Source organism: Microbacterium sp. SWDP-B6, from assembly GCF_059803615.1.
Genome location: NZ_JAPFGV010000001.1, coordinates 36,943 through 58,593, shown reverse-complemented (window position 1 = coordinate 58,593; position 21,651 = coordinate 36,943). Strand labels below are relative to the sequence as shown.

At 67.4% G+C, this 21,651-nt stretch carries 18 protein-coding genes; 7 read left to right on the top strand and 11 right to left on the bottom strand.

From position 1 onward, the window contains the following. Positions 1-77: 77 nt before the first annotated feature. Both mraZ and OPU70_RS00290 read right to left on the bottom strand, forming a co-directional pair. Positions 78-509, bottom strand: a complete 432-nt coding sequence (gene mraZ / locus OPU70_RS00295; protein WP_042538455.1) for a division/cell wall cluster transcriptional repressor MraZ — start codon at positions 507-509, stop codon at positions 78-80. Positions 510-802: 293 nt separating this feature from the next. Then, entirely contained in the window at positions 803-1,174 is a 372-nt protein-coding gene (locus OPU70_RS00290) for a DUF3040 domain-containing protein (RefSeq protein WP_498556931.1), read from the bottom strand. Positions 1,175-1,335: 161 nt separating this feature from the next. On the opposite strand from OPU70_RS00290, the gene OPU70_RS00285 reads away from it, so the two are divergent. Continuing rightward, positions 1,336-2,361 carry a polyprenyl synthetase family protein gene (locus tag OPU70_RS00285; protein ID WP_498557224.1) on the top strand — a complete coding sequence of 342 codons (1,026 nt, stop codon included), beginning with the start codon at positions 1,336-1,338 and terminating at the stop codon, positions 2,359-2,361. 38 nt (positions 2,362-2,399) lie between these two features. On the opposite strand, the gene OPU70_RS00280 is transcribed toward OPU70_RS00285, so the two are convergent. Then, positions 2,400-2,744, bottom strand: a complete 345-nt coding sequence (locus OPU70_RS00280) for an Rv2175c family DNA-binding protein (RefSeq protein ID WP_327037350.1) — start codon at positions 2,742-2,744, stop codon at positions 2,400-2,402. Between the two features lie 218 nt (positions 2,745-2,962). Here OPU70_RS00280 and OPU70_RS00275 point away from each other — a divergent pair, with 218 nt between their 5' ends. Both OPU70_RS00275 and pknB read left to right on the top strand, forming a co-directional pair. Continuing rightward, complete coding sequence (locus OPU70_RS00275; RefSeq protein WP_498556930.1) at positions 2,963-4,168, top strand: LysM peptidoglycan-binding domain-containing protein; 1,206 nt, start codon at positions 2,963-2,965, stop codon at positions 4,166-4,168. A 79-nt stretch (positions 4,169-4,247) separates the two neighbouring features. Further along, positions 4,248-6,194 (top strand): Stk1 family PASTA domain-containing Ser/Thr kinase, encoded by a 1,947-nt coding sequence (gene pknB / locus OPU70_RS00270; protein ID WP_042538463.1) that lies wholly within the window; start codon positions 4,248-4,250, stop codon positions 6,192-6,194. Positions 6,195-6,308: 114 nt separating this feature from the next. On the opposite strand, the gene OPU70_RS00265 is transcribed toward pknB, so the two are convergent. Beyond that, a complete protein-coding gene (locus tag OPU70_RS00265; protein WP_042538465.1) occupies positions 6,309-7,649 on the bottom strand; it encodes a class II 3-deoxy-7-phosphoheptulonate synthase in 1,341 nt (446 codons plus the stop codon). A gap of 38 nt (positions 7,650-7,687) precedes the next feature. After that, positions 7,688-8,386, bottom strand: coding sequence for a lysophospholipid acyltransferase family protein (locus tag OPU70_RS00260; protein WP_042538590.1), 699 nt, complete (start codon positions 8,384-8,386; stop codon positions 7,688-7,690). A gap of 150 nt (positions 8,387-8,536) precedes the next feature. Here OPU70_RS00260 and OPU70_RS00255 point away from each other — a divergent pair, with 150 nt between their 5' ends. Next, on the top strand, positions 8,537-10,369 hold the full coding sequence (locus OPU70_RS00255) for an AMP-dependent synthetase/ligase (protein ID WP_498556929.1): 1,833 nt from the start codon (positions 8,537-8,539) through the stop codon (positions 10,367-10,369). A 65-nt stretch (positions 10,370-10,434) separates the two neighbouring features. Here OPU70_RS00255 and def read toward each other — a convergent pair whose 3' ends face one another. The 3 genes from def to OPU70_RS00240 form a co-directional block, all read right to left on the bottom strand. Continuing rightward, positions 10,435-10,926, bottom strand: coding sequence for a peptide deformylase (gene def / locus OPU70_RS00250; RefSeq protein WP_367819628.1), 492 nt, complete (start codon positions 10,924-10,926; stop codon positions 10,435-10,437). Next, positions 10,926-13,154: a nucleotide-binding protein gene (locus OPU70_RS00245; protein ID WP_498556928.1), complete on the bottom strand. Its 2,229-nt coding sequence runs from the start codon at positions 13,152-13,154 to the stop codon at positions 10,926-10,928. The genes def and OPU70_RS00245 overlap by 1 nt, the downstream gene beginning before the upstream one ends. 66 nt (positions 13,155-13,220) lie before the next feature. Next, complete coding sequence (locus tag OPU70_RS00240; protein WP_498556927.1) at positions 13,221-16,628, bottom strand: pyruvate carboxylase; 3,408 nt, start codon at positions 16,626-16,628, stop codon at positions 13,221-13,223. 94 nt (positions 16,629-16,722) lie between these two features. Between OPU70_RS00240 and OPU70_RS00235 the strand changes: the two genes are divergently transcribed. After that, complete coding sequence (locus OPU70_RS00235) at positions 16,723-17,535, top strand: ParA family protein (protein WP_042538598.1); 813 nt, start codon at positions 16,723-16,725, stop codon at positions 17,533-17,535. Positions 17,536-17,616: 81 nt separating this feature from the next. Here the strand turns inward: OPU70_RS00235 and OPU70_RS00230 are convergent, their stop codons facing one another. The 3 genes from OPU70_RS00230 to OPU70_RS00220 form a co-directional block, all read right to left on the bottom strand. Next, on the bottom strand, positions 17,617-18,162 hold the full coding sequence (locus OPU70_RS00230; RefSeq protein ID WP_042538471.1) for a MerR family transcriptional regulator: 546 nt from the start codon (positions 18,160-18,162) through the stop codon (positions 17,617-17,619). Between the two features lie 99 nt (positions 18,163-18,261). Beyond that, positions 18,262-18,948: a transcriptional regulator FtsR gene (gene ftsR, locus OPU70_RS00225; protein WP_042538473.1), complete on the bottom strand. Its 687-nt coding sequence runs from the start codon at positions 18,946-18,948 to the stop codon at positions 18,262-18,264. Next, positions 18,948-19,433: an FHA domain-containing protein gene (locus OPU70_RS00220; RefSeq protein ID WP_153302217.1), complete on the bottom strand. Its 486-nt coding sequence runs from the start codon at positions 19,431-19,433 to the stop codon at positions 18,948-18,950. The genes ftsR and OPU70_RS00220 overlap by 1 nt, the downstream gene beginning before the upstream one ends. A 99-nt stretch (positions 19,434-19,532) precedes the next feature. Between OPU70_RS00220 and OPU70_RS00215 the strand changes: the two genes are divergently transcribed. Beyond that, positions 19,533-20,192, top strand: a complete 660-nt coding sequence (locus OPU70_RS00215) for a copper resistance CopC family protein (RefSeq protein WP_498556926.1) — start codon at positions 19,533-19,535, stop codon at positions 20,190-20,192. Between the two features lie 9 nt (positions 20,193-20,201). Continuing rightward, on the top strand, positions 20,202-21,599 hold the full coding sequence (gene lpdA, locus OPU70_RS00210; RefSeq protein ID WP_042538477.1) for a dihydrolipoyl dehydrogenase: 1,398 nt from the start codon (positions 20,202-20,204) through the stop codon (positions 21,597-21,599). Positions 21,600-21,651 lie beyond the last annotated feature (52 nt).

Genomic DNA, 21,651 nt, shown 5'->3' with positions numbered 1-21,651 from the left:
CCTGATCCCCCTCCGCTTCACGACCCGGCACCGGGGAAGTGTGTCGGGGCAGGAGCGGCGGGGCATCACAGCCGTGGTCAGAAGAGTCCCGGAATCACCTCCTGCTCGAGATCGGAGTAGGTCTCCTCGCCGGCTGCGAGGTAGTTGTTCCAGCTCTCGGCATCCCAGATCTCGGCGTGGGCGCCGACTCCGGTGACGATGAGTTCCTTCTGCAAGCCCGCGTACTGACGGAGGTGCACGGGGATGGTGATGCGGTTCTGGCTGTCTGGCATCTCCGCACTCGCACCGGAGAGGAACAGGCGCATGAAGTCACGCGCCTGCTTGTTCGCGAGCGGCGCCTGACGGATCCGTTCGTGCATCGCCTCGAACTCGGCCGTGCTGAAGACGTAGAGGCAGCGTTCCTGCCCTCTGGTGACGACAATGCCGCCACCGAGGTCTTCGCGGAACTTCGCGGGAAGGATGACCCGTCCCTTGTCGTCCAACTTCGGAGAATGCGTTCCCAGCAACATCAGCCATCACCCCCTCTCCGTCCGGCCAACTCGAGGTGCGCCCCACTTTACTCCACTTTCCTCCACAAACCTACGGTCAATCCGCAGCCAGGGGCTGCGAGAGCGTCAGTGCGCGCAAAAAAACCGCGAGATCACGCGGCTTCTCAGAGTGGAGGGAGGTGGAGCGCCAGTGGAGGACCAGCGCGAGGTCGGTACGCCGACGTCCACCCCCACAGCTCACCGTGGATTCAGCGCCCGAACACGACGAAGGCCCGGATGCTCAGAGCATCCGGGCCTTCGAGGAAGTGGTGGGGTCAGTTGCCGTCTTGGCGGCGATCCCATCGATCGTTCATGCGATCCATGAAGGATGCCGAACTGCGCTGCTTGGGTGCGCGGTCGCGAGGTACTGCAGAGAGGGGCTTGCGAACGGGGGTCACGGCGATCATGACGCCCCCGAGCATGGCGGCGAATCCGATGACGCCGACCACGACGCCCCAGACGTCTCCGAGCACGACTCCGACGATCAGTCCGCCTACCCCGGCGAGGAGCAGAAGAGCTCCGTAGACGAGGTTGCGGTAGCTGAGAGCTCGATCGCCTGACGGCGCACTGACGACATCGGCGTCGTTGTGGAGGAGATGGCGTTCCATCTCATCGAGCAGACGCTGCTCCTGTTCGGAGAGTGGCATTTCGTCCCCCTCGGGTATTCGTCCGTCCATTCTACGCGCGGTATGCCGCTGCGGGCTAGCAGTAAGGGCCTCCGTTGGCTTTACGTATGCTGGGAGTCGTGCCGACCCCCTCCTTCGTCTCCGACGCCGTCGCCGCACGCCTGCGGCTGTTCCTCGACCGGATGCGGGGCGAGTCCGCCGACTACGGCGATGATGCCGAGGGTCTGATCGACTCGGCCGCCGACACTCTCGTGGGCGGCAAGCGACTGCGCGCCCGTTTCTGCCATGCAGGCTGGCAGGCCGTCGCACGCTTCGGCGATCGCGACGCCGAGGAGTCCGCGGCCCTCTGGGATGTCTGCGCAGCTCTGGAGATCTTCCAGTCCGCGGCGCTCGTGCACGACGACCTGATCGACAACTCCGACACTCGGCGCGGCCGGCCGGCCGCTCACCGCGCCCTGGAGAGCGCCCATGTCGGCGCAGGGTGGCGCGGGGACCCGGCGGCGTTCGGTCGCTCGTCGGCGATCCTCCTCGGCGACCTGCTGGTGGCCTGGAGCGACGACCTTCTCGAGGACGCGATCGAACCGCTCCGCCATGCCGCGGCGGTTCGACGAGAGTACGGCCGCATGCGCCGAGACGTCACCGTCGGCCAGTTCCTCGACATCGCCGAGGAGTCCGCCTGGAGCGTCCACGCCACCGACTCGCACGTCGAGCGCGCCCTGCGGGTGGTCTCGTTCAAGTCCGCGCGGTACAGCATCGAGCAGCCGCTGGTTCTCGGCGCGGCGATCGCAGATGCCGACGACGACCAGCTCCTGGCCCTCCGCCGGTTCGGTCATCCGGTCGGGATGGCGTTTCAGCTTCGCGACGACCTGCTCGGCGTCTACGGCGATGCCGCGGTCACAGGCAAGCCGGCGGGCGACGACCTGCGCGAGGGCAAGCGCACGGTGCTCGTCGCCCTCACGAGGCAGACGCTCGACACGTCGGCCCGCAACCTGTTCGATGAGATGCTCGGCGATCCCGAGCTCACGGCAGAGCAGGTCGCGTTCCTGCAGACGACCATCACGGCATCCGGCGCTCTCGAGCGTGTGGAGCGGATGATCGAGGATTACGCACGGGAAGCCGATCGGGCGCTCTCCGGAGCGCGACTCGACAATGCGGCTGTCGGCGACCTCCGGGATCTCGCACGCGCGGCGACGGTGCGATCGGCCTGAGATCGGGGGCCGACAGCGAGCGGTGGCGTCCGCTCGGTTCAGGCGAGGGTTCGGGCGACCCTGCGGACGGCGCTCTTGTGCCCGGCGAGAAGCGCGTCGATCGGCGAGCGACCCAGTTCGTCGTCGGGAGCGAGAAGCCAGTCGATGACCTCGTCATCGGTGAAGCCTGCGTCCTGCAGGACGATGATGGTGCCGCGCAGCGAAGACAGCGGGTGGTCGTCGACGATGAACACCGACGGAACCGCGAACACGCCGGAGCGACGTGATCCGATGAGGTAATGCTCGTCGATCAGCCGACGCACGCGGCCCAGCGTCTCATCGAGCACATCGACGAGGTCCGGCATGGTCAGCCACTCGGTGGCAGTGACGCCGGAGGTGCTCACAGCGTTCTCGGACGCGGCCCCGGACTGCGGGGTTTCGGAGGGGTTGCTTTCAGACGACACAGACACCTTGCAACTATCTCACCTCTGAGAGCCGACCGCATTTCCGGCAGGATCGCGGCCTTGAGTCACATTCGCATCGCCAGCATCATCAGTCACTTCTGTTGACTTCCGTATACATACGTGTCACCGTGGGCGGACGTCGAACAAGGGAGAGCACCTTGACAACGCATGCTGTCGCGCGACGGACGCGCTATATCCAGCTCGGGGTACCTGCCGCCGTGCTGGGCACCCTGTCGGCGGCGATCGCCGCCACACCCGTCTCTGCGGATGCCGTCTCCTCGCCGATCGAACGCCTCCAGTCCGCGCCGACCCGCATCGCGTCGGCCGAAGCGCCGCCCGCCTCGTACACCGTGCAGCCGGGTGACACGATCTCCTCCATCGCGAACCGCTTCGGGCTGCGGACAGTCGACGTGCTCGGCTGGAACGGACTCGGCTGGCGCTCCGTCATCTACCCCGGGCAGACCCTGTCGTTGACCGCGGGAGCCACCCCCGCGGCGCCCACCGCGCCCACGGCGCCCGCCCAGACGGGCTCGACTGCCACCCACACCGTCGCTGCCGGCGACACCGTGTTCAGCATCGCGCAGCGGCACGGCACGAGCGTCGACGCCGTGCTCGCCGCGAACGGCCTCACCAGGGCATCCGTCATCTATCCCGGCCAGCAGCTCGCGCTCACCGGCGCTCCGGCGCCCGCTCCGGCCGCGGTCACGACGACCGCACCCGCTCCCGCTCCCGTGGCGGCCGGCGGCCAGACGCACGCCGTTGCGGCAGGCGACACGCTGTTCGCGATCGCGAAAAGGTACGGCACGACCGTTGCACAGCTCTATGCGCTGAACGGCTTGAGCTCTGGGGCGATCATCTACCCCGGTCAGAGCCTGACCGTCGCCGCCGCGCCGGTGGCCGCTCCGTCGCCTGCGCCGGCTGCGGTCGCCACCACGCCACCGGCGCAGCTGTTCGCGACCCTCGATGCCGAACAGGCCGGCAACGCCTCGACCATCATCCGCGTCGGGCGCGAGCTCGGCGTGCCCGACCGTGCCATCGCGATCGCCCTCGCCACTGCGATGGTCGAGTCGAGCATGCGCAATCTGCCGTCGGGCGACCGCGACTCGCTCGGCCTCTTCCAGCAGCGCCCCAGCATGGGCTGGGGCACCCCCGAGCAGGCGGTCGACCCCGACCGCAGCACGCGGGTGTTCTACGGCGGCTCCGCAGACCCGAACGGACAGGCCTCCCGCGGACTTCTCGACATCCCCGGCTGGGAAGCCCTGCGCTTCACGGATGCCGCGCAGACCGTGCAGATCTCGGCATATCCCGAGCGATACGGCCAGTGGGAGACCCAGGCATATCAGTGGCTCGGCATCCACGGCTGACCGCCCTCTGAGCAAACCCGCAGGTGCAAGGGGCGAGCCGCTCCCCGGGCTTTCAGGCAGTTCTCCATAGAATCTTGACGTGACGACCAATCAGCAGGCCGACCCCCTCATCGGGCGGCTTGTCGACGGTCGATACCGTGTGCGGGCCCGGATCGCGCGTGGAGGCATGGCCACTGTCTATGTCGCCACCGATCTCCGACTCGAGCGACGCATCGCTCTGAAGGTCATGCATGCGCATCTCAGCGACGACTCCGCCTTCCAGAGCAGGTTCATCCAAGAGGCGCGCGCAGCGGCACGGCTGGCCGACCCGCATGTCGTCAACGTGTTCGATCAGGGCCAGGACGGCGAACTCGCCTACCTGGTGATGGAGTACCTCCCGGGCATCACGCTGCGCGAGCTGCTGCGCGAGCAGAAGCGGCTCACGATCCCGCAGACGATCACGATCATGGATGCCGTCCTCGCCGGACTCTCGGCAGCGCATCGCGCGGGGATCGTCCACCGCGATGTGAAGCCCGAGAACGTGCTGCTGGCTGAAGACGGCCGCATCAAGATCGGCGACTTCGGTCTCGCCCGTGCGACGACCGCGAACACGGCCACCGGCCAGCAGCTGCTCGGCACCATCGCCTACCTGGCACCCGAGCTCGTCACCCGCGGCACGGCAGACGCCAGGAGCGACATCTACGCGCTCGGCATCATGCTCTACGAGATGCTCGTCGGCGAACAGCCCTACAAGGGCGAGCAGCCCATGCAGATCGCGTTCCAGCACGCCACCGAGTCGGTGCCTCGGCCGAGCGTTCGAAACCCCGGCGTGCCCGAGCAGCTCGATGAGCTCGTGCTCTGGGCGACGGAGAAGTCGCCGGACGAGCGTCCTGACGACGCCGGTCAGATGCTGGAGCGTCTGCGTGAGATCGAGCGTGGTCTGGGCATCGCTCCCGCGGTCGCCGCTGCAACGGCCTCTCAGCGCTCGCAGGCGGACTCCGCTGACCTCACCAAGGTCATGCCGAGCACGATGGTCATCGCCGACCCCACCGCCCCGGTGCAGGCCGCCGTCGACAACGCGACCCTCCTGCGGCGTCGTTCGTCTCGACGCCGCGCCCGTGGCGCGTTTCTGCTGACGCTGGTGCTGCTTCTCGCGACGGTGGCCGGCGGTGTCGGGTGGTGGTTCGGATCCGGCCCAGGGTCCCTCGTCGCCGTCCCCGGAGTCGCCGGGCTGTCGTACGACGATGCCGCCTCGGCGTTGACCGCCGAGGGCTTCGTGCCCGTGCGCGGCGAGGAGAGCTCCATAGATGTCCCAGCCGGCGAGACCATCCGGTCGGACCCCGATGAGGGCGAGCGACTCGACAAGGGCACCGAGGTCACCGTCTTCGTCTCCTCGGGTCCCGCGTCGCACACGGCGGAGACCCTCAACGGCAAGACCGAGCAGGAGGCCCGCGATTACCTCGCGGACATCAAGGTCAACGTCACCGAGACTCCCCTGCTGCTCTTCTCCGATGCCGAAGCGGGTCGGGTGATCAACGCCTTCGTGACGCCTCGCGCAGGTGGCGAGGTGTACGCGTGCGCCGAGGGCTGCGAGCTGCTCGAGGACGACACCGTCGAACTCTACGTCTCGGCCGGCGCCTTCCCGGATGTCGCGGGGATGAGCGTGGACCAGGCGACGAACACGCTCCGCGACAAGGGCGTCGAGGTCAACCCCGATTCGCAGTTCGTCTTCAGCGATTCTGTCGCGAAGGACATCGTCATCGGGGTCACCGACCGTGCTGAGGAGGGAAATCGGCGCCCGGGAGACACCGTCCAGCTGATCGTCTCCAAAGGACCCGAGCTGTTCCCGGTGCCGGATGTCGAGGGAATGAGCCGGGATGAGGCGGCCAGGACGATCCGCGATGCCGGCTTCGAACCGACGTGGAACGGCATCTGGAACGCGTTCCCCAACGACTTCACAGAGGTCACAGGGTCGGATCCGGGCGCAGGTTCTCAGCGCGCCAAGGGCACGGAGATCACCCTGCAGATCCGCAGCAGCGCGTTCTAGGGCGAAACCCGTCCGAACCCCAGTCTTCCGCTCCCCTGTGGTGCGTGCTCACCGCTGACAGAGAGACGGCCCTCTCCGTGTGCGGAGGGGCCGTCTCTCTGTGAGGCTCGTCGGTCAGCGCTTCTCGAGCTCTTCCGCCACGAGGAACGCCAGTTCCAGCGACTGCATGTGGTTGAGGCGAGGATCGCAGAGGCTCTCGTAGCGGGTCGCCAGTGCAGCCTCGTCGATGTGCTCGGATCCTCCGAGGCACTCGGTGACGTCGTCGCCGGTGAGCTCGACATGGATTCCGCCGGGGAACGTCCCGACCGCGCGGTGCGCCTCGAAGAAGCCACGCACCTCGTCGACCACATCGTCGAAGCGACGCGTCTTGTAGCCGGTGGGGGTCGTGATCCCGTTGCCGTGCATCGGGTCGGTGACCCACAGCGGCTGCGCGCCCGAATCGCGGACGGCCTCGAGCAGCGGCGGCAGGGCGTCGCGGATCTTGCCCGCACCCATGCGCGTGATGAACGTCAGACGCCCCGGTTCGCGGTTCGGGTCGAGCTTGTCGATCAGTGCGAGAGCGGTCTCCGGCGTCGTGGTCGGACCGAGCTTGACGCCGATGGGGTTGCGGATCTTGGAGAAGTAGTCGACGTGCGCGCCGTCGAGCTCGCGCGTGCGCTCACCGATCCACAGGAAGTGCGCCGAGGTGTTGAAGGGGGTGTCCGTGCGCGAGTCGATGCGGGTCATCGGGCGCTCGTAGTCCATCAGCAGACCTTCGTGGCCCGTGAAGAACTCGACGCGGGTGAGCTCGTCGAAGTCGGCTCCGGCCGCCTCCATGAACTTGATGGCCCGGTCGATCTCGGCTGCCATGCGCTCGTAGCGCTGGTTGGCCGGGTTCTGCGCGAAGCCCTTGTTCCACGAGTGCACCTCGCGCAGGTCGGCGAAGCCACCCTGGGTGAACGCGCGGATCAGGTTCAGCGTCGACGCAGCGGTGTGGTAGCCCTGAAGCAGACGACCCGGATCGGCTCGCCGAGACGCCTCGGTGAAGTCGTAGCCGTTCACGATGTCGCCACGGTATGCGGGAAGCGTCACGTCGCCGCGGGTCTCGGTGTCGCTCGACCGCGGCTTGGCGAACTGGCCTGCCATGCGGCCCATCTTCACGATGGGCATCGACGCGCCATACGTGAGCACGACCGCCATCTGCAGGACGGTCTTGATGCGGTTGCGGATCTGATCGGCGGTGGCGCCCGCGAACGTCTCTGCGCAGTCGCCGCCCTGAAGGAGGAACGCCTTGCCGGACGCTGCGCGCGCGAGACGATCGCGGAGGTTGTCGACCTCACCTGCGAACACCAGGGGCGGAAGCGTCGAGATCTGCGCGGAGACCTCGGAGACACGCTCGGCGTCGAGCCACTGGGGCTGCTGCTTGATCGGGAGCGAACGCCACGCATCAAGCGCGTCGATGTGGTGCTGGAGCATGGTGTCCAGCCTAGTGCTCGCTGCGAAGTCGGGATGCCTCAGGAGCGTTGTGTGACGCGGGCGGGAAGCCTGTCCTTCACGCTCGACGCGTACACATCGTCGTACTGCTGCTCACCCAGTCGCTGGAGTGCCACCATGATCTCGTCTGTGACGGACCGCAGGATGTAGCGGTCGTTCTCCATACCCGCGTACCGGGAGAAGTCCAGGGGTTCGCCGATGACGATCCCGACCCTCACCACTCGCGGCAGACGCTGCCCGATCGGCATCGCGGTGTCGGTGTCGACCATGATCACGGGAACCACGGGGACCTTCGCCTCCATGGCCATCCGCGCGATCCCGGTGCGACCTCGATAGAGCCTTCCGTCAGGGCTTCGCGTTCCTTCGGGATAGATGCCGAGCAGGTCCCCGCGGCCGAGCACCTGCAGACCGGTGTTCAGAGAGGCCTCCGAGGCCTTGCCACCCGAGCGGTCGATCGGGATCTGCCCTGTGGCCTTCATGAAGAACTTGGTGGCCCAGCCTTTGAGCCCGCGTCCGGTGAAGTAGTCGCTCTTCGCGAGGAACGACATGGGGCGATCGATCATCAGCGGAAGGAAGATCGAGTCGGCGAACGACAGGTGGTTGCTGGCGAGGATCGCGGCACCGTTGGCCGGAATGTTCGCGCGCCCGACCACCCATGGTCGGAATATCGCTTTGACCACAGGGCCGATCGCCACGTACTTCATCAGCCAGTAGAACATCGAGGTGAAGTCTAGCGCCGCGATCGGCATCCGCCAGCGCCATGTCCCGATGACCCGGGATTGGCGACTGAGTCCCACTAGCGGTGCGACCGAGTCCCATGCTCTAGACTCGTGTGCAACCAGTGCCCGACCGGTACCGAAGGAGCTGCCGTGGTCCAGTTTGAAGTCCCCGCCGTCGTCCCCGCCGATCCCGAGGGGAACATCTCAGACCTCCTGGCGAAGCGCGTGAAGGCGACGCCGGATCGTCCTCTGTTCTCCGTGCCCGAAGGCGAGGGCTGGCGCGACATCACCGCAGCCGACTTCGAGACCGCAGTGATCGCACTGGCCAAGGGCTTCGTCGCCGCCGGCATCCAGCCGGGTGAGAAGGTGGGCTTCCTCGCCCGCACGACCTATGACTGGACCCTCGTCGACTTCGCCCTGTTCTATGCGGGCGCCGTCATGGTGCCGATCTACGAGACCAGCTCGCCCTCGCAGATCCAGTGGATCCTCGAGGACTCCGGCGCCATCGCACTCGTGCTCGAGTCGCCCGAGCACTTCGCACGCCTCGATGAGGTGCGCGGCGACCTCCCGCTGCTCCGCGAAGTCTGGCAGCTGCACCTCGGGGCGATCGACTCGCTGACCGCTCAAGGAGCGTCCGTGCCTGACTCCGAGATCGAGCGCCTGCGCAGCATCGCTGTCGGCTCCGACATCGCCACTCTCATCTACACCTCAGGCTCCACCGGTCGCCCGAAGGGCTGCGTTCTCACGCACAGCAACTTCGTAGAGCTGTGCCGCAACTCCGCCAAGGCGCTGGATGCCGTCGTGCAGACCCCCGGTGCGTCCACACTGCTGTTCATCACCACCGCCCATGTCTTCGCCCGGTTCATCTCGATCCTCAACATCCACGCCGGAGTCCGCACCGGACACCAGCCCGACACCCGGCAGCTTCTGCCGGCCCTCGGATCGTTCAAGCCGACCTTCCTGCTGGCTGTCCCCCGCGTGTTCGAGAAGGTCTACAACTCGGCGGAGCAGAAGGCCGAAGCCGGTGGCAAGGGCAAGATCTTCCGCGCTGCCGCCGACGTCGCGATCCAGCACTCGAAGCTGCTCGAAGAGGGAAAGAGCGTCCCGTTCGGGACGCGGCTCAAGTTCGCTCTGTTCAACAAGCTCGTGTACAGCAAGCTGCGCGAAGCGATGGGCGGCAACGTCGTCTACGCCGTGTCGGGTTCGGCGCCCCTCGGTGCGCGACTCGGCCACTTCTTCCACAGCCTCGGCGTGGTGATCCTCGAGGGCTACGGCCTCACCGAGACGACCGCTCCCGCGACCGTGAACCTCGCGGACAAGTCGAAGATCGGCACCGTCGGCCCGGCGCTCCCCGGAGTGGGCGTGCGGCTCGCTGACGATGGCGAGATCGAGGTGCGAGGCGTCAACGTCTTCAAGGAGTACTGGAACAACCCTGCGGCCACCGCCGACGCGTTCAGTGACGGCGGCTGGTTCCGCACCGGCGACATCGGCAGCTTCGACTCCGAGGGGTTCCTCACCATCACCGGTCGCAAGAAGGAGATCATCGTGACGGCCGGCGGCAAGAACGTCGCTCCCGCCGCCCTCGAAGACCCGATCCGTGCGAACCCGATCATCGGACAGGTCGTCGTCGTCGGAGACCAGCGTCCCTTCATCTCGGCTCTCATCACCCTCGACCCCGAGATGCTGCCGACCTGGCTCGCCAATGCCGGGCTCCCCAAGGAGATGTCGCTCGTGGAGGCCTCGAAGAACGACGCGGTCCGAGCAGAGATCCAGAAGGCTGTGGATGCCGCCAACGCCCGGGTGTCCCGCGCCGAGTCCATCCGCAAGTTCACGGTGCTCGACAGCGAGTGGACCGAGGCGTCGGGTCATCTCACGCCCAAGATGTCGATCAAGCGCAATGTGATCATGAGCGACTTCGCCGATGAGATCGCCGCCATCTACGACGAGCCCGTCACCACCACGAACGTCGCCCTCGGCGGCTGACCCCCCGACCCGAGATACGAGAAAGGTCCCGCCGCGGCGGGGCCTTTCTCGTATCCGTCCGAAGTTCAGAACCAGGCGCTCTCTCGGATCTCGCGCATCGCACGCTTGCGCGTCTCGGCATCGAGTCTCGTGAGGTAGAGCTTGCCGTCGAGGTGATCCGTCTCATGCTGGAGCGCCTGCGCCATCAGGCCGCTTCCTTCCAGCACCACAGGCTCGCCATCGAGGTCGATGCCCTCGACCCTGGCCCACGGGTGACGCAGCGCGTCATGCCAGAGCCCGGGCACGGACAGACAGCCTTCCCCCGTCGGCACAGCCTCTCCACGAACCTCGGTCAGGACGGGATTGAGCACATAGCCGATGTCGCCGTCGATGTTGTAGCTGAAGGCGCGGAGCGCGACACCGATCTGCGGAGCGGCGACGCCGGCGCGCCCCGGCAGCTCGACGGTGTCGATCAGGTCGGCGACGAGCGCTCGAACGCCGTCGTCGACGGCGTCGATCGGCGCGCAGACCGTACGAAGCACGGGGTCTCCGAAGACCCGGATCTCACGCACCGCCATCAGTCGACCTTCGCTCGCAGGCCCTCGACGAGCAGCGCAGCGAGCTCGCGCGCTGCCACTCGGGTCTCCGGCTGCAGGTTGGCGAAGACGATGGTCCCGCCTCCCGCGATCTGCGCGTCGTACGGCATCCGCACGACATGCTTGGCGCGCGTGCGGAAATGAGCCTCGAGTTCGTTGAGACGCACGAGCGGAGCACCGGGAGTCGACTGGTTCAGCACCACGACGGCCTCACGCGCCTGCTCTGCGTATCCGTTGCTCTCGAGCCAGGTGAGCGTCTCCGACGCCAGGCGCGCCTCGTCGACGCTCAGCCCCGAGACGATCACGATCTGATCGGCGAGATCGAGCGTGGCCGACATCACCGAGTGCACGATGCCCGTGCCTGTGTCTGTGAGCACGAGCGAGTAATAGTGTGCGGCGACACCGGCCACATCCCGGTAGTCGCTGTCGCTGAAGGCTTCTGCGATCCGCGGGTCGGAATCCGACGCGAGCACGTCGAGGCGGGTGGCGTCCCGCGCGACGATCGCGGAGATGTCGTGATATCCCCTGACCTCGTCATGGATCCGGACGAGATCGCGCACGGACTTGTTGTGGTGCGGGCGGACCACACGCTCTGCGAGGGTGCCGCGATCGGGGTTGGCATCGACCGCGATCACGCGATCGTCACGGGCGTCGGCGAGAGCCATACCCAGCAGAGCGGTGATCGTCGTCTTGCCGACCCCGCCCTTGCGGGACAGCACCGGAACGAATCGCGCGCCGCCGACGATCGGTGCGGCGATCCTGGCGCTCAGCGCTTTGCGCTCACGGGCGCGGCGTCCGTCTCCGATGTTGATCCGACGTCCGGAGATCGTATAGAGGAAGTGGCTCCAGGCACCCTCGGGCTCTGGCTTGGTGATGCGGTGCGGGTCGAGAAGACGATCTGCGGTGAGCAGGTCGGCGCTCTCGCGAGAGGAGTCGCCGAGGGCGTCCAGACGCTTCGCGGACAGCTGCACGTCGGTGCGGCCCGATCGGGTCGCCGGGGTCGCGGCCCGTCGGGGCTTCTCAGCGTTCATGACCGAGCTCTCCTTCTTGGCGAGTGATGCTGCTGCCGACGATCTCCGTGAGCTGGGCGCGGCGTCGATATCGGCTTTCGCCCTGGCGATGAACGCCGCGGCCGCGGCGGCCTCCGCTGCGACCGCGTCACCGGGCGCTGCCGAAGCGGTGGCAGCGGAAGCGGTGGCAGCGGAAGCGGTGGCGCCGACGGCTGTCACGGGTGCCGTCCTCGGAGCACGTTCGCGGGTGCGCGCCGGCTCGGGTTCAGGCTCAGGCTCAGGCTCAGGCTCAGGCTCCGGCTCCGGCTCAGGCTCAGGCTCAGGCTCCGGCTCCGGCTCCGGCTCCGGCTCAGGCTCAGGCTCAGGCTCAGGCTCAGGCTCAGGCTCAGGCTCCGGCTCCGGCTCCGGCTCCGGCTCCGGCTCCGGCTCCGGCTCAGGCTCCGGCTCCGGCTCAGGCTCAGGCTCAGGCTCAGGCTCAGGCTCAGGCTCAGGCTCAGGCTCAGGCTCAGGCTCAGGCTCAGGCTCCGGCTCAATCGCGAGGTCGGGCTCGGAGAACGCTTCCGCCTCGGGCGCCGGCTCCGGCTCCATCGCGAGGTCAGGCTCGGAGGATGCTTCCGGCTCAGACTCGATCACGAGGTCGGGCTCGGAAGACGCTTCCGCCTCGAGGGCCGGCTCCGGCTCCATCGCGAAGTCAGGCTCGGAGGATGCTTCCGGTTCGGGCTCGGCTTCCAGACCCGGTTCGGCTTCCAGACCCGGCTCGATCTCGAAGTCGAGGTCGGCCTCAGGCTCCGCCTCGAAGTCAGGCTCCGACTCCGACTCCGGCTCGAATTCAGGCTCGGGTTCGGGTTCGGGCTCCTGAACCGCGTCGGACTCGGGTTCGGTCGCCCCGGTCCGATCCTCGTCCGCAACAGGCTCCGGCGGCAGCTCGATGATCATCGGAGCAGCGCCGAGCGGTGCCGGTGAGATCTCTGCAGCGGCCTTCGCCGCGGCGACCGGCTCGTCGATGATCAGGTCGGCGACGACCTCGCCCTCGACGACGCCATCGTCCTCCAGGTCGTCATCGTCGTCCTTCGGGAGCACGACGCTCACCTGCGCCGTGTTGCCGAGTATGCCGATGGCCGAGGTATCCAGAGACGTAGCGTCGTCCAGCACCCCTCTGGACTCGTCGTCCGGGTTGTCTGCCACGTTCTTCGGGGTCACTGTGTCACTCCAAGCTTGTGCGGGCCTCGGGTGCGTTGCGTCGAACGCGGCCTCGCCCGCACAAGATTAGTGCGCCGGGCGGATGACGACCAAAAGATCTCCGGCTTCGACCTGCTGCGTCGCGCCGATCGCGAGTCTCTCCACCACGCCGTCGACGGGGGCGGTGATGGCCGCTTCCATCTTCATGGCCTCGATGGATGCGACCGGTTCACCGGCGCGCACCGAGTCACCGACGTCCGCTTTCAGGGTCACGACTCCCGAGAACGGCGCGGCCACCTGACCGGGCACCGATGTGTCGGCCTTCTCGATCTCGTGGACGTCGACCGCCACCGATCTGTCGCGCACGAACACGGGCCGCAGCTGACCGTTGAGCGTCGTCATGACGGTGCGCATGCCCTTGTCGTCTGCATCTCCGATGGCTTCGAGACCCACGTACAGCTGGACGCCGCGATCGATCTCGACGACGTGCTCCTGGCCTTGCACGAGACCGTAGAGGTAGTCAGCGGTGTCGAGCACCGAGAGATCACCGAACAGTTCCCGTCTCTCGGTGAACTCGCGCATGGGTGCAGGAAACAGCAGCGTGTTCAGCCGCGCACGACGGGTCGCGCTGTCGCCCGCCAACGCTGCCTCGTCGTCGGCGGAGATCTCTGTCATGCCGATGCGCACGGCACGCCCTGCCAGCACCTTCGTGCGGAAGGGCTCCGGCCATCCGCCCGGCAGGTCGCCGAGCTCGCCCGCCATGAAACCGACGACGGAGTCGGGCACGTCGTACTTCTCGGGGTTCGCCTCGAAGTCAGCAGGATCGGCCTTGACCGCGGCCAGGTGCAGAGCAAGATCGCCGACGACCTTCGACGACGGCGTCACCTTCGGAACACGACCGAGGATTCGATCGGCCGCAGCGTACATGTCCTCGATCAGCTCGAAGTCGTCTGCGAGCCCGAGCGCCTTCGCCTGCTGACGGAGGTTCGACAGCTGACCGCCCGGGATCTCGTGGTGGTAGACCCGCCCGGTGGGGCCGGGAAGTCCGGACTCGAACGGCGCGTACATCCGGCGGACCGCCTCCCAGTACGGCTCGAGATCCGAGACGCTGTCGAGGGAGATGCCGCTGTCGCGATCCGTATGCGCGAGCGCAGCGACGAGCGATGAGAGAGAAGGCTGGCTGGTCGTGCCGGAGAGCGGAGCGGATGCCGCGTCGACCGCATCCACCCCTGCGTCGCTCGCAGCGAGCAGTGTGGCGAGCTGGCCGCCGGGGGTGTCGTGCGTGTGCAGGTGCACGGGCAGGTCGAAGCGCTCGCGCAGCGCCGCGACGAGCTTCGCGGCCGCCGCGGGTCGCAGCAGTCCCGCCATGTCCTTGATCGCGATGACGTGCGCCCCCGCATCGACGATCTGGGCCGCGAGGTTCAAGTAGTAATCGAGCGTGTAGAGATCCTCGGCCGGGTTCAGAAGGTCACCGGTGTAGCAGAGCGCCACCTCGGCGACCGCGGTGCCCGTGTTGCGAACAGCCTCGATCGCCGGTCGCATCTGCTCGACGTCGTTGAGCGCATCGAAGATCCTGAAGATGTCGACGCCGCTTGCCGCCGCCTCCCGCACGAACGCCTCGGTGACGGCCGTCGGGTAGGGCGTGTAGCCCACGGTGTTGCGTCCACGCAGAAGCATCTGGATCGCGACGTTCGGAAGCGCCGCCCGCAGCTTGTCGAGACGCTCCCAGGGGTCTTCCCCGAGGAAGCGCAGTGCGACGTCGTACGTCGCCCCTCCCCAGGCCTCGACCGAGAGCAGCTCAGGCGTCAACCGGGCGATGTGCGGTGCGGCTGCGACGAGATCCTTCGTGCGCACGCGCGTCGCGAGCAGCGACTGGTGCGCATCGCGGAAGGTCGTGTCGGTGATCGCGAGAGCGCTCTGCGCGCGCAGGCTCTGGGCGAAGCCTTCCGGGCCCAGCTCCAGCAGACGCTGTCGCGAACCGGCGACCGGGGTCGAGTCGAGGTCGACGGCCGGGAGCTTGGCAGCCGGGTCCAGCGAACCCGGGTGGACACCGTGGGGCTTGTTGACCGTGACGTCGACCAGCCAGTTCAGAATCCGAGTGCCGCGGTCCTTCGACTCGCGGCCACGGAGAAGATCCGGGCGCTCGTCGATGAACGACGTGCTCACGTCGCCGGCGATGAACGCCTCATCCTCGAGCAGGGCCTGCAGGAACGGGATGTTGGTCGAGACGCCGCGAATGCGGAACTCCGCCAGCGCCCGCCGAGCGCGTGCGACCGCCGCCGGGTAGTCCCGCCCACGGCAGGTCAGCTTGGCGAGCATCGAATCGAAGTGCGGGCTGATCTGCGCACCCTGATGCACGGTGCCGCCGTCGAGGCGGATGCCCGCACCTCCCGGGGAGCGGTAGGTGGTGATCTTGCCCGTGTCGGGCCGGAACCCCTGAGTCGGGTCCTCCGTGGTGATGCGGCACTGCAGCGCCGCTCCGCGCACCTGCAGACTGTGCTGTTCGAGTCCGAGTTCGGCGAGGGTCTGGCCTGCGGCGATGCGCATCTGGCTCTGCACGAGATCGACGTCGGTCACCTCCTCGGTGACGGTGTGCTCGACCTGGATCCGCGGGTTCATCTCGATGAAGACGACCTCGCCGGTGCGCTCCCCCGCGGTCTCGAGCAGGAACTCGACCGTTCCCGCGTTCTCGTATCCGATGGATCGCGCGAACGCGACCGCGTACCCGTGCAGCGCGGTGCGGATGCCATCGTCGAGATTCGGGGCCGGGGCGATCTCGACGACCTTCTGATGACGTCGCTGCACCGAGCAGTCGCGTTCGAAGAGGTGGACGGTCTCGCCGGTCTTGTCCGCGAGGATCTGCACCTCGATGTGCCGGGGACGGATGACGGCCTGCTCCAGGAACATCCGCGGGTCGCCGAAGGCGCTCTCCGCTTCGCGCATCGCCTCTGCCAGTGCCGGCGCGAGCTCCGCCGCAGACTCGACCCGGCGCATGCCACGACCGCCACCACCGGCGACGGCCTTGGCGAACAGCGGGAAGCCGATGTCCGATGCCTGGGCCACGAGCGCGTCGACGTCATCGGAGGCCTCGGTCGAGCGGAGCACGGGAACCCCGGCCTCGATCGCGTGGCGCTTGGCCTCGACCTTGTTGCCTGCCATCTCGAGCACCTTCGAGGGCGGACCGATGAAGACGATGCCGTTCGCGGCAGCCTTCTCGGCCAGTTCGGGATTCTCGGACAGGAAGCCGTAGCCGGGGTAGATCGCGTCCGCTCCCGCATCCTTCGCGACACGGATGATCTCGTCGACGTTCAGGTATGCGCGGACGGGATGACCCCGCTCGCCGATCTCGTAGGCCTCGTCCGCCTTGAGCCGGTGGACGGAGCCGCGGTCCTCATGCGGGAAGACGGCGACTGTTCTCGCCCCGACCTCGAATGCCGCACGGAAGGCACGGATCGCGATCTCGCCGCGGTTCGCCACAAGGATCTTCTGGAACATGCACACCTCTGGAAGCTCGATGCGCACTTCTAATCGGCGCGCATGGGGCGGGGCTGAGTGTGCACCCAGCCTAGGGGAAGGTAACGTGGTGTTCGTGCACGTACTCAGCGTCAGCTCTCTCAAGGGAGGCGTCGGCAAGACGACAGTGACCCTCGGCCTGGCCTCAGCGGCCTTCGCCCGTGGTGTCCGAACGCTCGTCGTCGACCTCGACCCTCAGTCCGATGTGTCCACCGGAATGGACATCCAGGTGGCCGGTCGGCTCAACATCGCCGATGTCCTGGCCAACCCGAAGGAGAAGGTCGTCCGTCAGGCGATCACCTCCAGCGGCTGGGCGAAGGTGCACCCCGGAACCATCGACGTGCTGATCGGCAGCCCGTCAGCGATCAACTTCGACGGACCGCACCCGAGCGTGCGTGACGTGTGGAAGCTCGAAGAGGCGCTGGCCTCCGTCGAAGCCGACTATGACCTGGTCCTCGTCGACTGCGCCCCGTCGCTGAACGCCCTCACCCGCACGGCCTGGGCGGCGAGCGACCGCGTGATGGTCGTCACCGAGCCCGGCCTCTTCTCCGTCGCCGCGGCCGATCGCGCGCTGCGCGCGATCGAGGAGATCCGTCGGGGCCTCTCCCCTCGACTCCAGCCGCTGGGCATCGTCGTCAACCGCGTGCGGCCCCAGTCGATCGAGCACCAGTTCCGCATCAAGGAACTGCGAGACATGTTCGGCCCCCTCGTGCTCTCCCCGCAGCTCCCGGAGCGCACGTCGCTGCAGCAGGCCCAGGGTGCGGCCAAGCCGCTGCACATCTGGCCCGGCGACTCGGCTCAGGAACTCGCTGCCGACTTCGACCAGCTGCTCGATCGGATCATCCGCACCGGGCGCATCCAGGTCGCGGATTCCGGCCCGCAGGCCTGATCCACCGCGGACAGCAGAACGGCCATCCTCTCGCGAGGGTGGCCGTTTCTTCGTGTGGGCGCGGCTCGGAGCCGCGGATGCTCAGGCGGAGCGCTTGGTGCGACGCGCCGACAGCTCGTCGACCGGGTCGGGTGATGTCGCGTCGAATTCGACGAGGGTCGACTCGACCTCGCGAAGCACCTTGCCCACGGCGATGCCGAACACGCCCTGACCGCGGCTGACCAGGTCGATGACCTCGTCGTTCGACGTGCAGAGGTAGACGGACGCACCGTCGCTCATGAGGGTCGTGCCCGCGAGATCGCGGATGCCCGCGCGGCGGAGCTCGTCGACCGCGGTGCGGATCTGCTGCAGGGAGATACCGGTGTCGAGCAGGCTCTTCACCAGCTTGAGCACGAGGATGTCGCGGAAGCCGTAGAGGCGCTGCGAGCCCGACCCGCTCGCGCCTCGCACCGTGGGCTCTACGAGCTCGGTGCGTGCCCAGTAGTCCAGCTGACGGTAGGTGATGCCTGCTGCACGCGCCGCCACCGCACCGCGGTAGCCGACCTCGTCGTCCATGGCCGGCAGGCCGTCGGTGAAGAGGAGTTCTGGCACGAACCGCGGGTCGCCTGCACGCTCATCCGCATTCATTTGAAATCCTCCCTGGAGCTGTTACCTCCACGCTAGAGCAGCCCTCCGGCACCGGCAATGACATCCGAGGGACGCCGAAGGTGTGTCGCAATCAGTTCGTTACGAAAGCAACCTGGTGAGCGCGTCCTTGACGAAGAGCGAGCGCACTTCGTCGATCTTCGCGGCGAGGTTGGGCGCCATGTCGCTCGCCTTCGCCCGCGATGCGGCGTCCGTGCGACGGAGCAGAGACGACATGGCGGACTCGATCAGCGCGACCTCGCGCTCGGCGCCCTGACGCAGCGACCGCAGGTGGCGCGGCTCGATGCCATGGCGGTCGAGCGCGACCAGACCGCGCAGCAGCGTGACGGTCGACTCGGGGTAGCTCTCCTGCGCCACGATGACACCGGTGCTGATCGCATCGTTGAGGAGCTGCGGGCCCGCACCGGCTGCCGACAGGAGCTCGCTGCGGCGGTAGCGACGAGGCGTCGGCGTGATCGACGGCGGCGGAGCGAGGGCGGCTGAGTCGCCGTTCGCCTCAGCGTCGTCGAGCTGCTCTCGGATGATGCTGAGAGGGAGGTAGTGGTCACGCTGCAGCGTGAGGCCGAGGCGCAGTCGCTCGATATCGGCCTGCGAGAACTTGCGGTAGCCCGACTCCGTGCGCGACGGGCTGACGATCCCCTGCACCTCCAGGAAGCGGAGCTTGCTGGAGGTGAGCTCCGGAAACTCTGGTGTGAGCCGAGCAAGCACCTGACCGATGCTCAGAAGGCCCGCGGACGCAGAGCGTTCGCGGGCGGGAGAAGCCGCCATCAGTCGATCGCCGCGACGCGATCGACGGGAGAGGCGAAGAAGTTCAATCGGAACTTGCCGACACGAAGCTCGGTGCCGTCGACCAGAGCGCTGCGATCGACACGCTCGCCGTTGACGTAGGTTCCGTTGAGCGAGCGCTGGTCGATGATCTCGAACGTCGAGCCGTTGCGAGTCACCTCTGCATGGCGGCGCGAGACGGTCACGTCATCGAAGAAGATGTCGGCTTCGGGGTGGCGACCAATGGTCGTCACATCGGTGTCGAGCAGGTAGCGGGCCCCTGCGAGAGCTCCGGAGCGCACCAGAAGCAGTGCGGAACCGGAGGGAAGCGCTGCGATGGCGCCCTGCTCCACGTCGGTGAGCTCCACGCCGAAAGGCACGAAGGAGAGGTCCGAGTCGTGCCCGAACGTCTGCGTCACGTCGTGCCTCTGCTCGCCGGGACGGTGGATCGCGGCGTCTCCGCCCGATCGATTCTGGCTGTCTGTCACTATGCCCTCCTAGTCCTCCAGACTAACTGATCCGATGCCGCTCGCGGGAGCTCGCTTCACACTCAGGCATCGCATACGGACACTTCATAGGCTGAGGATGTGAAAACCACAGCCCGCCGCCTCCCTGCAGCTCCGGTCGCACTCGCCGCCGCCTTTCTGACCGCGTTCCTCGTGCTGTTCGCGCCTCTCTCCGCCTCGGCCCACGACAGTCTGCTCGCGTCATCCCCCGAGGCCGACAGCACGGTCGACACGCTCCCCGCCGAGTTGACGCTCACCTTCAGCGCGAAGCTCATCGACGAGACCGGCGCGACCGAGGTGGTCGTGACGGACCCCTCCGGCAACTCGGTCACCGAGGGCGCTGCCACCGTCGAGGGTGCGATCGTGACGCAGCAGCTCGCCACGGAGGCCCCTGCGGGTGCCTATCACGTGATCTGGAAGGTCGTCTCGAGCGACGGCCACCCGACCTCGGGAGAGTTCGACTTCACGGTCGCGAACAGCACCGAGACCGCCCCGACCGCAGAGCCGAGCGCCGAGCCCACGGAGACGGCCACGGCCGCTCCCGCTCCGGTCGCGACCGCGGGCCCCGGCACCGACGTCACTCCCGCCCCCGAGAGCGACGACTCATCCGCCTCCACGACGCTGATCTGGGTGCTCGCGATCGTCGGAGTGCTCGTGATCCTCGGCATCGTCGTCTGGCTCGTGGTCCGCGGGCGCCGCGACCCGGCTTCGACCGATTCCGACCTTCCCTCGGAGCGATAGGCTTAAGGCATGCCACATTACGATGTCGTCATCCTCGGTGCAGGTCCTGGCGGATACGTCGCTGCGGTTCGCAGCGCGCAGCTCGGTCTGTCCACCGCCATCATCGAAGAGAAGTACTGGGGTGGTGTCTGCCTCAACGTGGGCTGCATCCCCTCCAAGGCTCTCCTGAAGAACGCGGAGCTCGCGCACACGCTCAACCACAAGGCCGACTTCTTCGGCATCTCGGGTGAGTTCACGATCGACTACGGCAAGGCGTTCGACCGCAGCCGTGTCGTCGCCGACGGCCGCGTCAAGGGCATCCACTTCCTGATGAAGAAGAACAAGGTGACCGAGTACGACGGTCGCGGCACCTTCACCGGCCCGAAGGCGATCTCGGTCGCCAAGGCCGACGGCTCGACCGAAGAGGTCACCTTCGACAACGCGATCATCGCGACCGGCTCGAAGGTTCGCCTGCTCCCGGGCGTCCAGCTCAGCGACAACGTCGTCACCTACGAGGAGCAGATCCTCAGCCGCGAGCTCCCGAAGTCGATCGTCATCGTCGGAGCCGGCGCCATCGGCATGGAATTCGCGTACGTGATGACCAACTACGGCGTCAAGGTCACGATCATCGAATTCCTCGACCGCGCGCTTCCCAACGAGGACGCCGATGTGTCGAAGGAGATCGCGAAGCAGTACAAGAACTACGGCGTCGACATCCTCACCTCCACCAAGGTCGAGTCCGTCGTCGACAACGGCTCGTCCGTCACCGTGTCGTACACCGGCAAGGACGGCCAGCAGAGCTCGATCGAAGCCGACAAGGTGCTCATGTCGGTCGGCTTCGCCCCCAACATCGAGGGCTTCGGTCTCGAGGCCACGGGGGTCAAGCTCACCGAGCGCGGCGCGATCGACATCGACGACCACATGCGCACGAACGTCGAGGGCATCTACGCGATCGGCGACGTCACCGCCAAGCTGCAGCTCGCCCACGTGGCCGAGGCGCAGGGTGTCGTCGCGGCCGAGACCATCGGCGGCGCGGAGACTCAGACGCTCGGCGACTACCGCATGATGCCCCGCGCGACGTTCTGCTCGCCGCAGGTCGCCTCGTTCGGCCTCACCGAGCAGCAGGCCAAGGACGAAGGACGCGAGATCAAGGTCGCGACGTTCCCGTTCATGGCGAACGGCAAGGCGCACGGACTCGGCGAGCCCGTCGGCTTCGTGAAGCTCATCGCCGACGCCGAGCACCTCGAGCTCATCGGCGCCCACATGATCGGCCCCGACGTCTCCGAGCTCCTGCCCGAGCTGACGCTGGCCCAGAAGTGGGACCTCACGGCTCTCGAGCTGGCCCGCAATGTGCACACCCACCCGACGCTGTCGGAGGCGCTGCAGGAGGGCTTCCACGGCCTCGCGGGTCACATGATCAACTTCTGATCCGAAGATCAGATCGTCGAAGGCCCGGCACGCTCACGCGTGTCGGGCCTTC

Excerpts from the sequence above, each read along its gene's own strand:
- mraZ (WP_042538455.1), bottom strand. The coding sequence starts at position 509 with ATGTTGCTGGGAACGCATTCTCCGAAGTTGGACGACAAGGGACGGGTC.
- OPU70_RS00290 (WP_498556931.1), bottom strand. The coding sequence starts at position 1,174 with ATGCCACTCTCCGAACAGGAGCAGCGTCTGCTCGATGAGATGGAACGC.
- OPU70_RS00285 (WP_498557224.1), top strand. The coding sequence starts at position 1,336 with ATGCGGGGCGAGTCCGCCGACTACGGCGATGATGCCGAGGGTCTGATC.
- OPU70_RS00265 (WP_042538465.1), bottom strand. The coding sequence starts at position 7,649 with ATGCTCCAGCACCACATCGACGCGCTTGATGCGTGGCGTTCGCTCCCG.
- OPU70_RS00260 (WP_042538590.1), bottom strand. The coding sequence starts at position 8,386 with ATGTTCTACTGGCTGATGAAGTACGTGGCGATCGGCCCTGTGGTCAAA.
- def (WP_367819628.1), bottom strand. The coding sequence starts at position 10,926 with ATGGCGGTGCGTGAGATCCGGGTCTTCGGAGACCCCGTGCTTCGTACG.
- OPU70_RS00240 (WP_498556927.1), bottom strand. The coding sequence starts at position 16,628 with ATGTTCCAGAAGATCCTTGTGGCGAACCGCGGCGAGATCGCGATCCGT.
- OPU70_RS00230 (WP_042538471.1), bottom strand. The coding sequence starts at position 18,162 with ATGAATGCGGATGAGCGTGCAGGCGACCCGCGGTTCGTGCCAGAACTC.
- ftsR (WP_042538473.1), bottom strand. The coding sequence starts at position 18,948 with ATGGCGGCTTCTCCCGCCCGCGAACGCTCTGCGTCCGCGGGCCTTCTG.
- lpdA (WP_042538477.1), top strand. The coding sequence starts at position 20,202 with ATGCCACATTACGATGTCGTCATCCTCGGTGCAGGTCCTGGCGGATAC.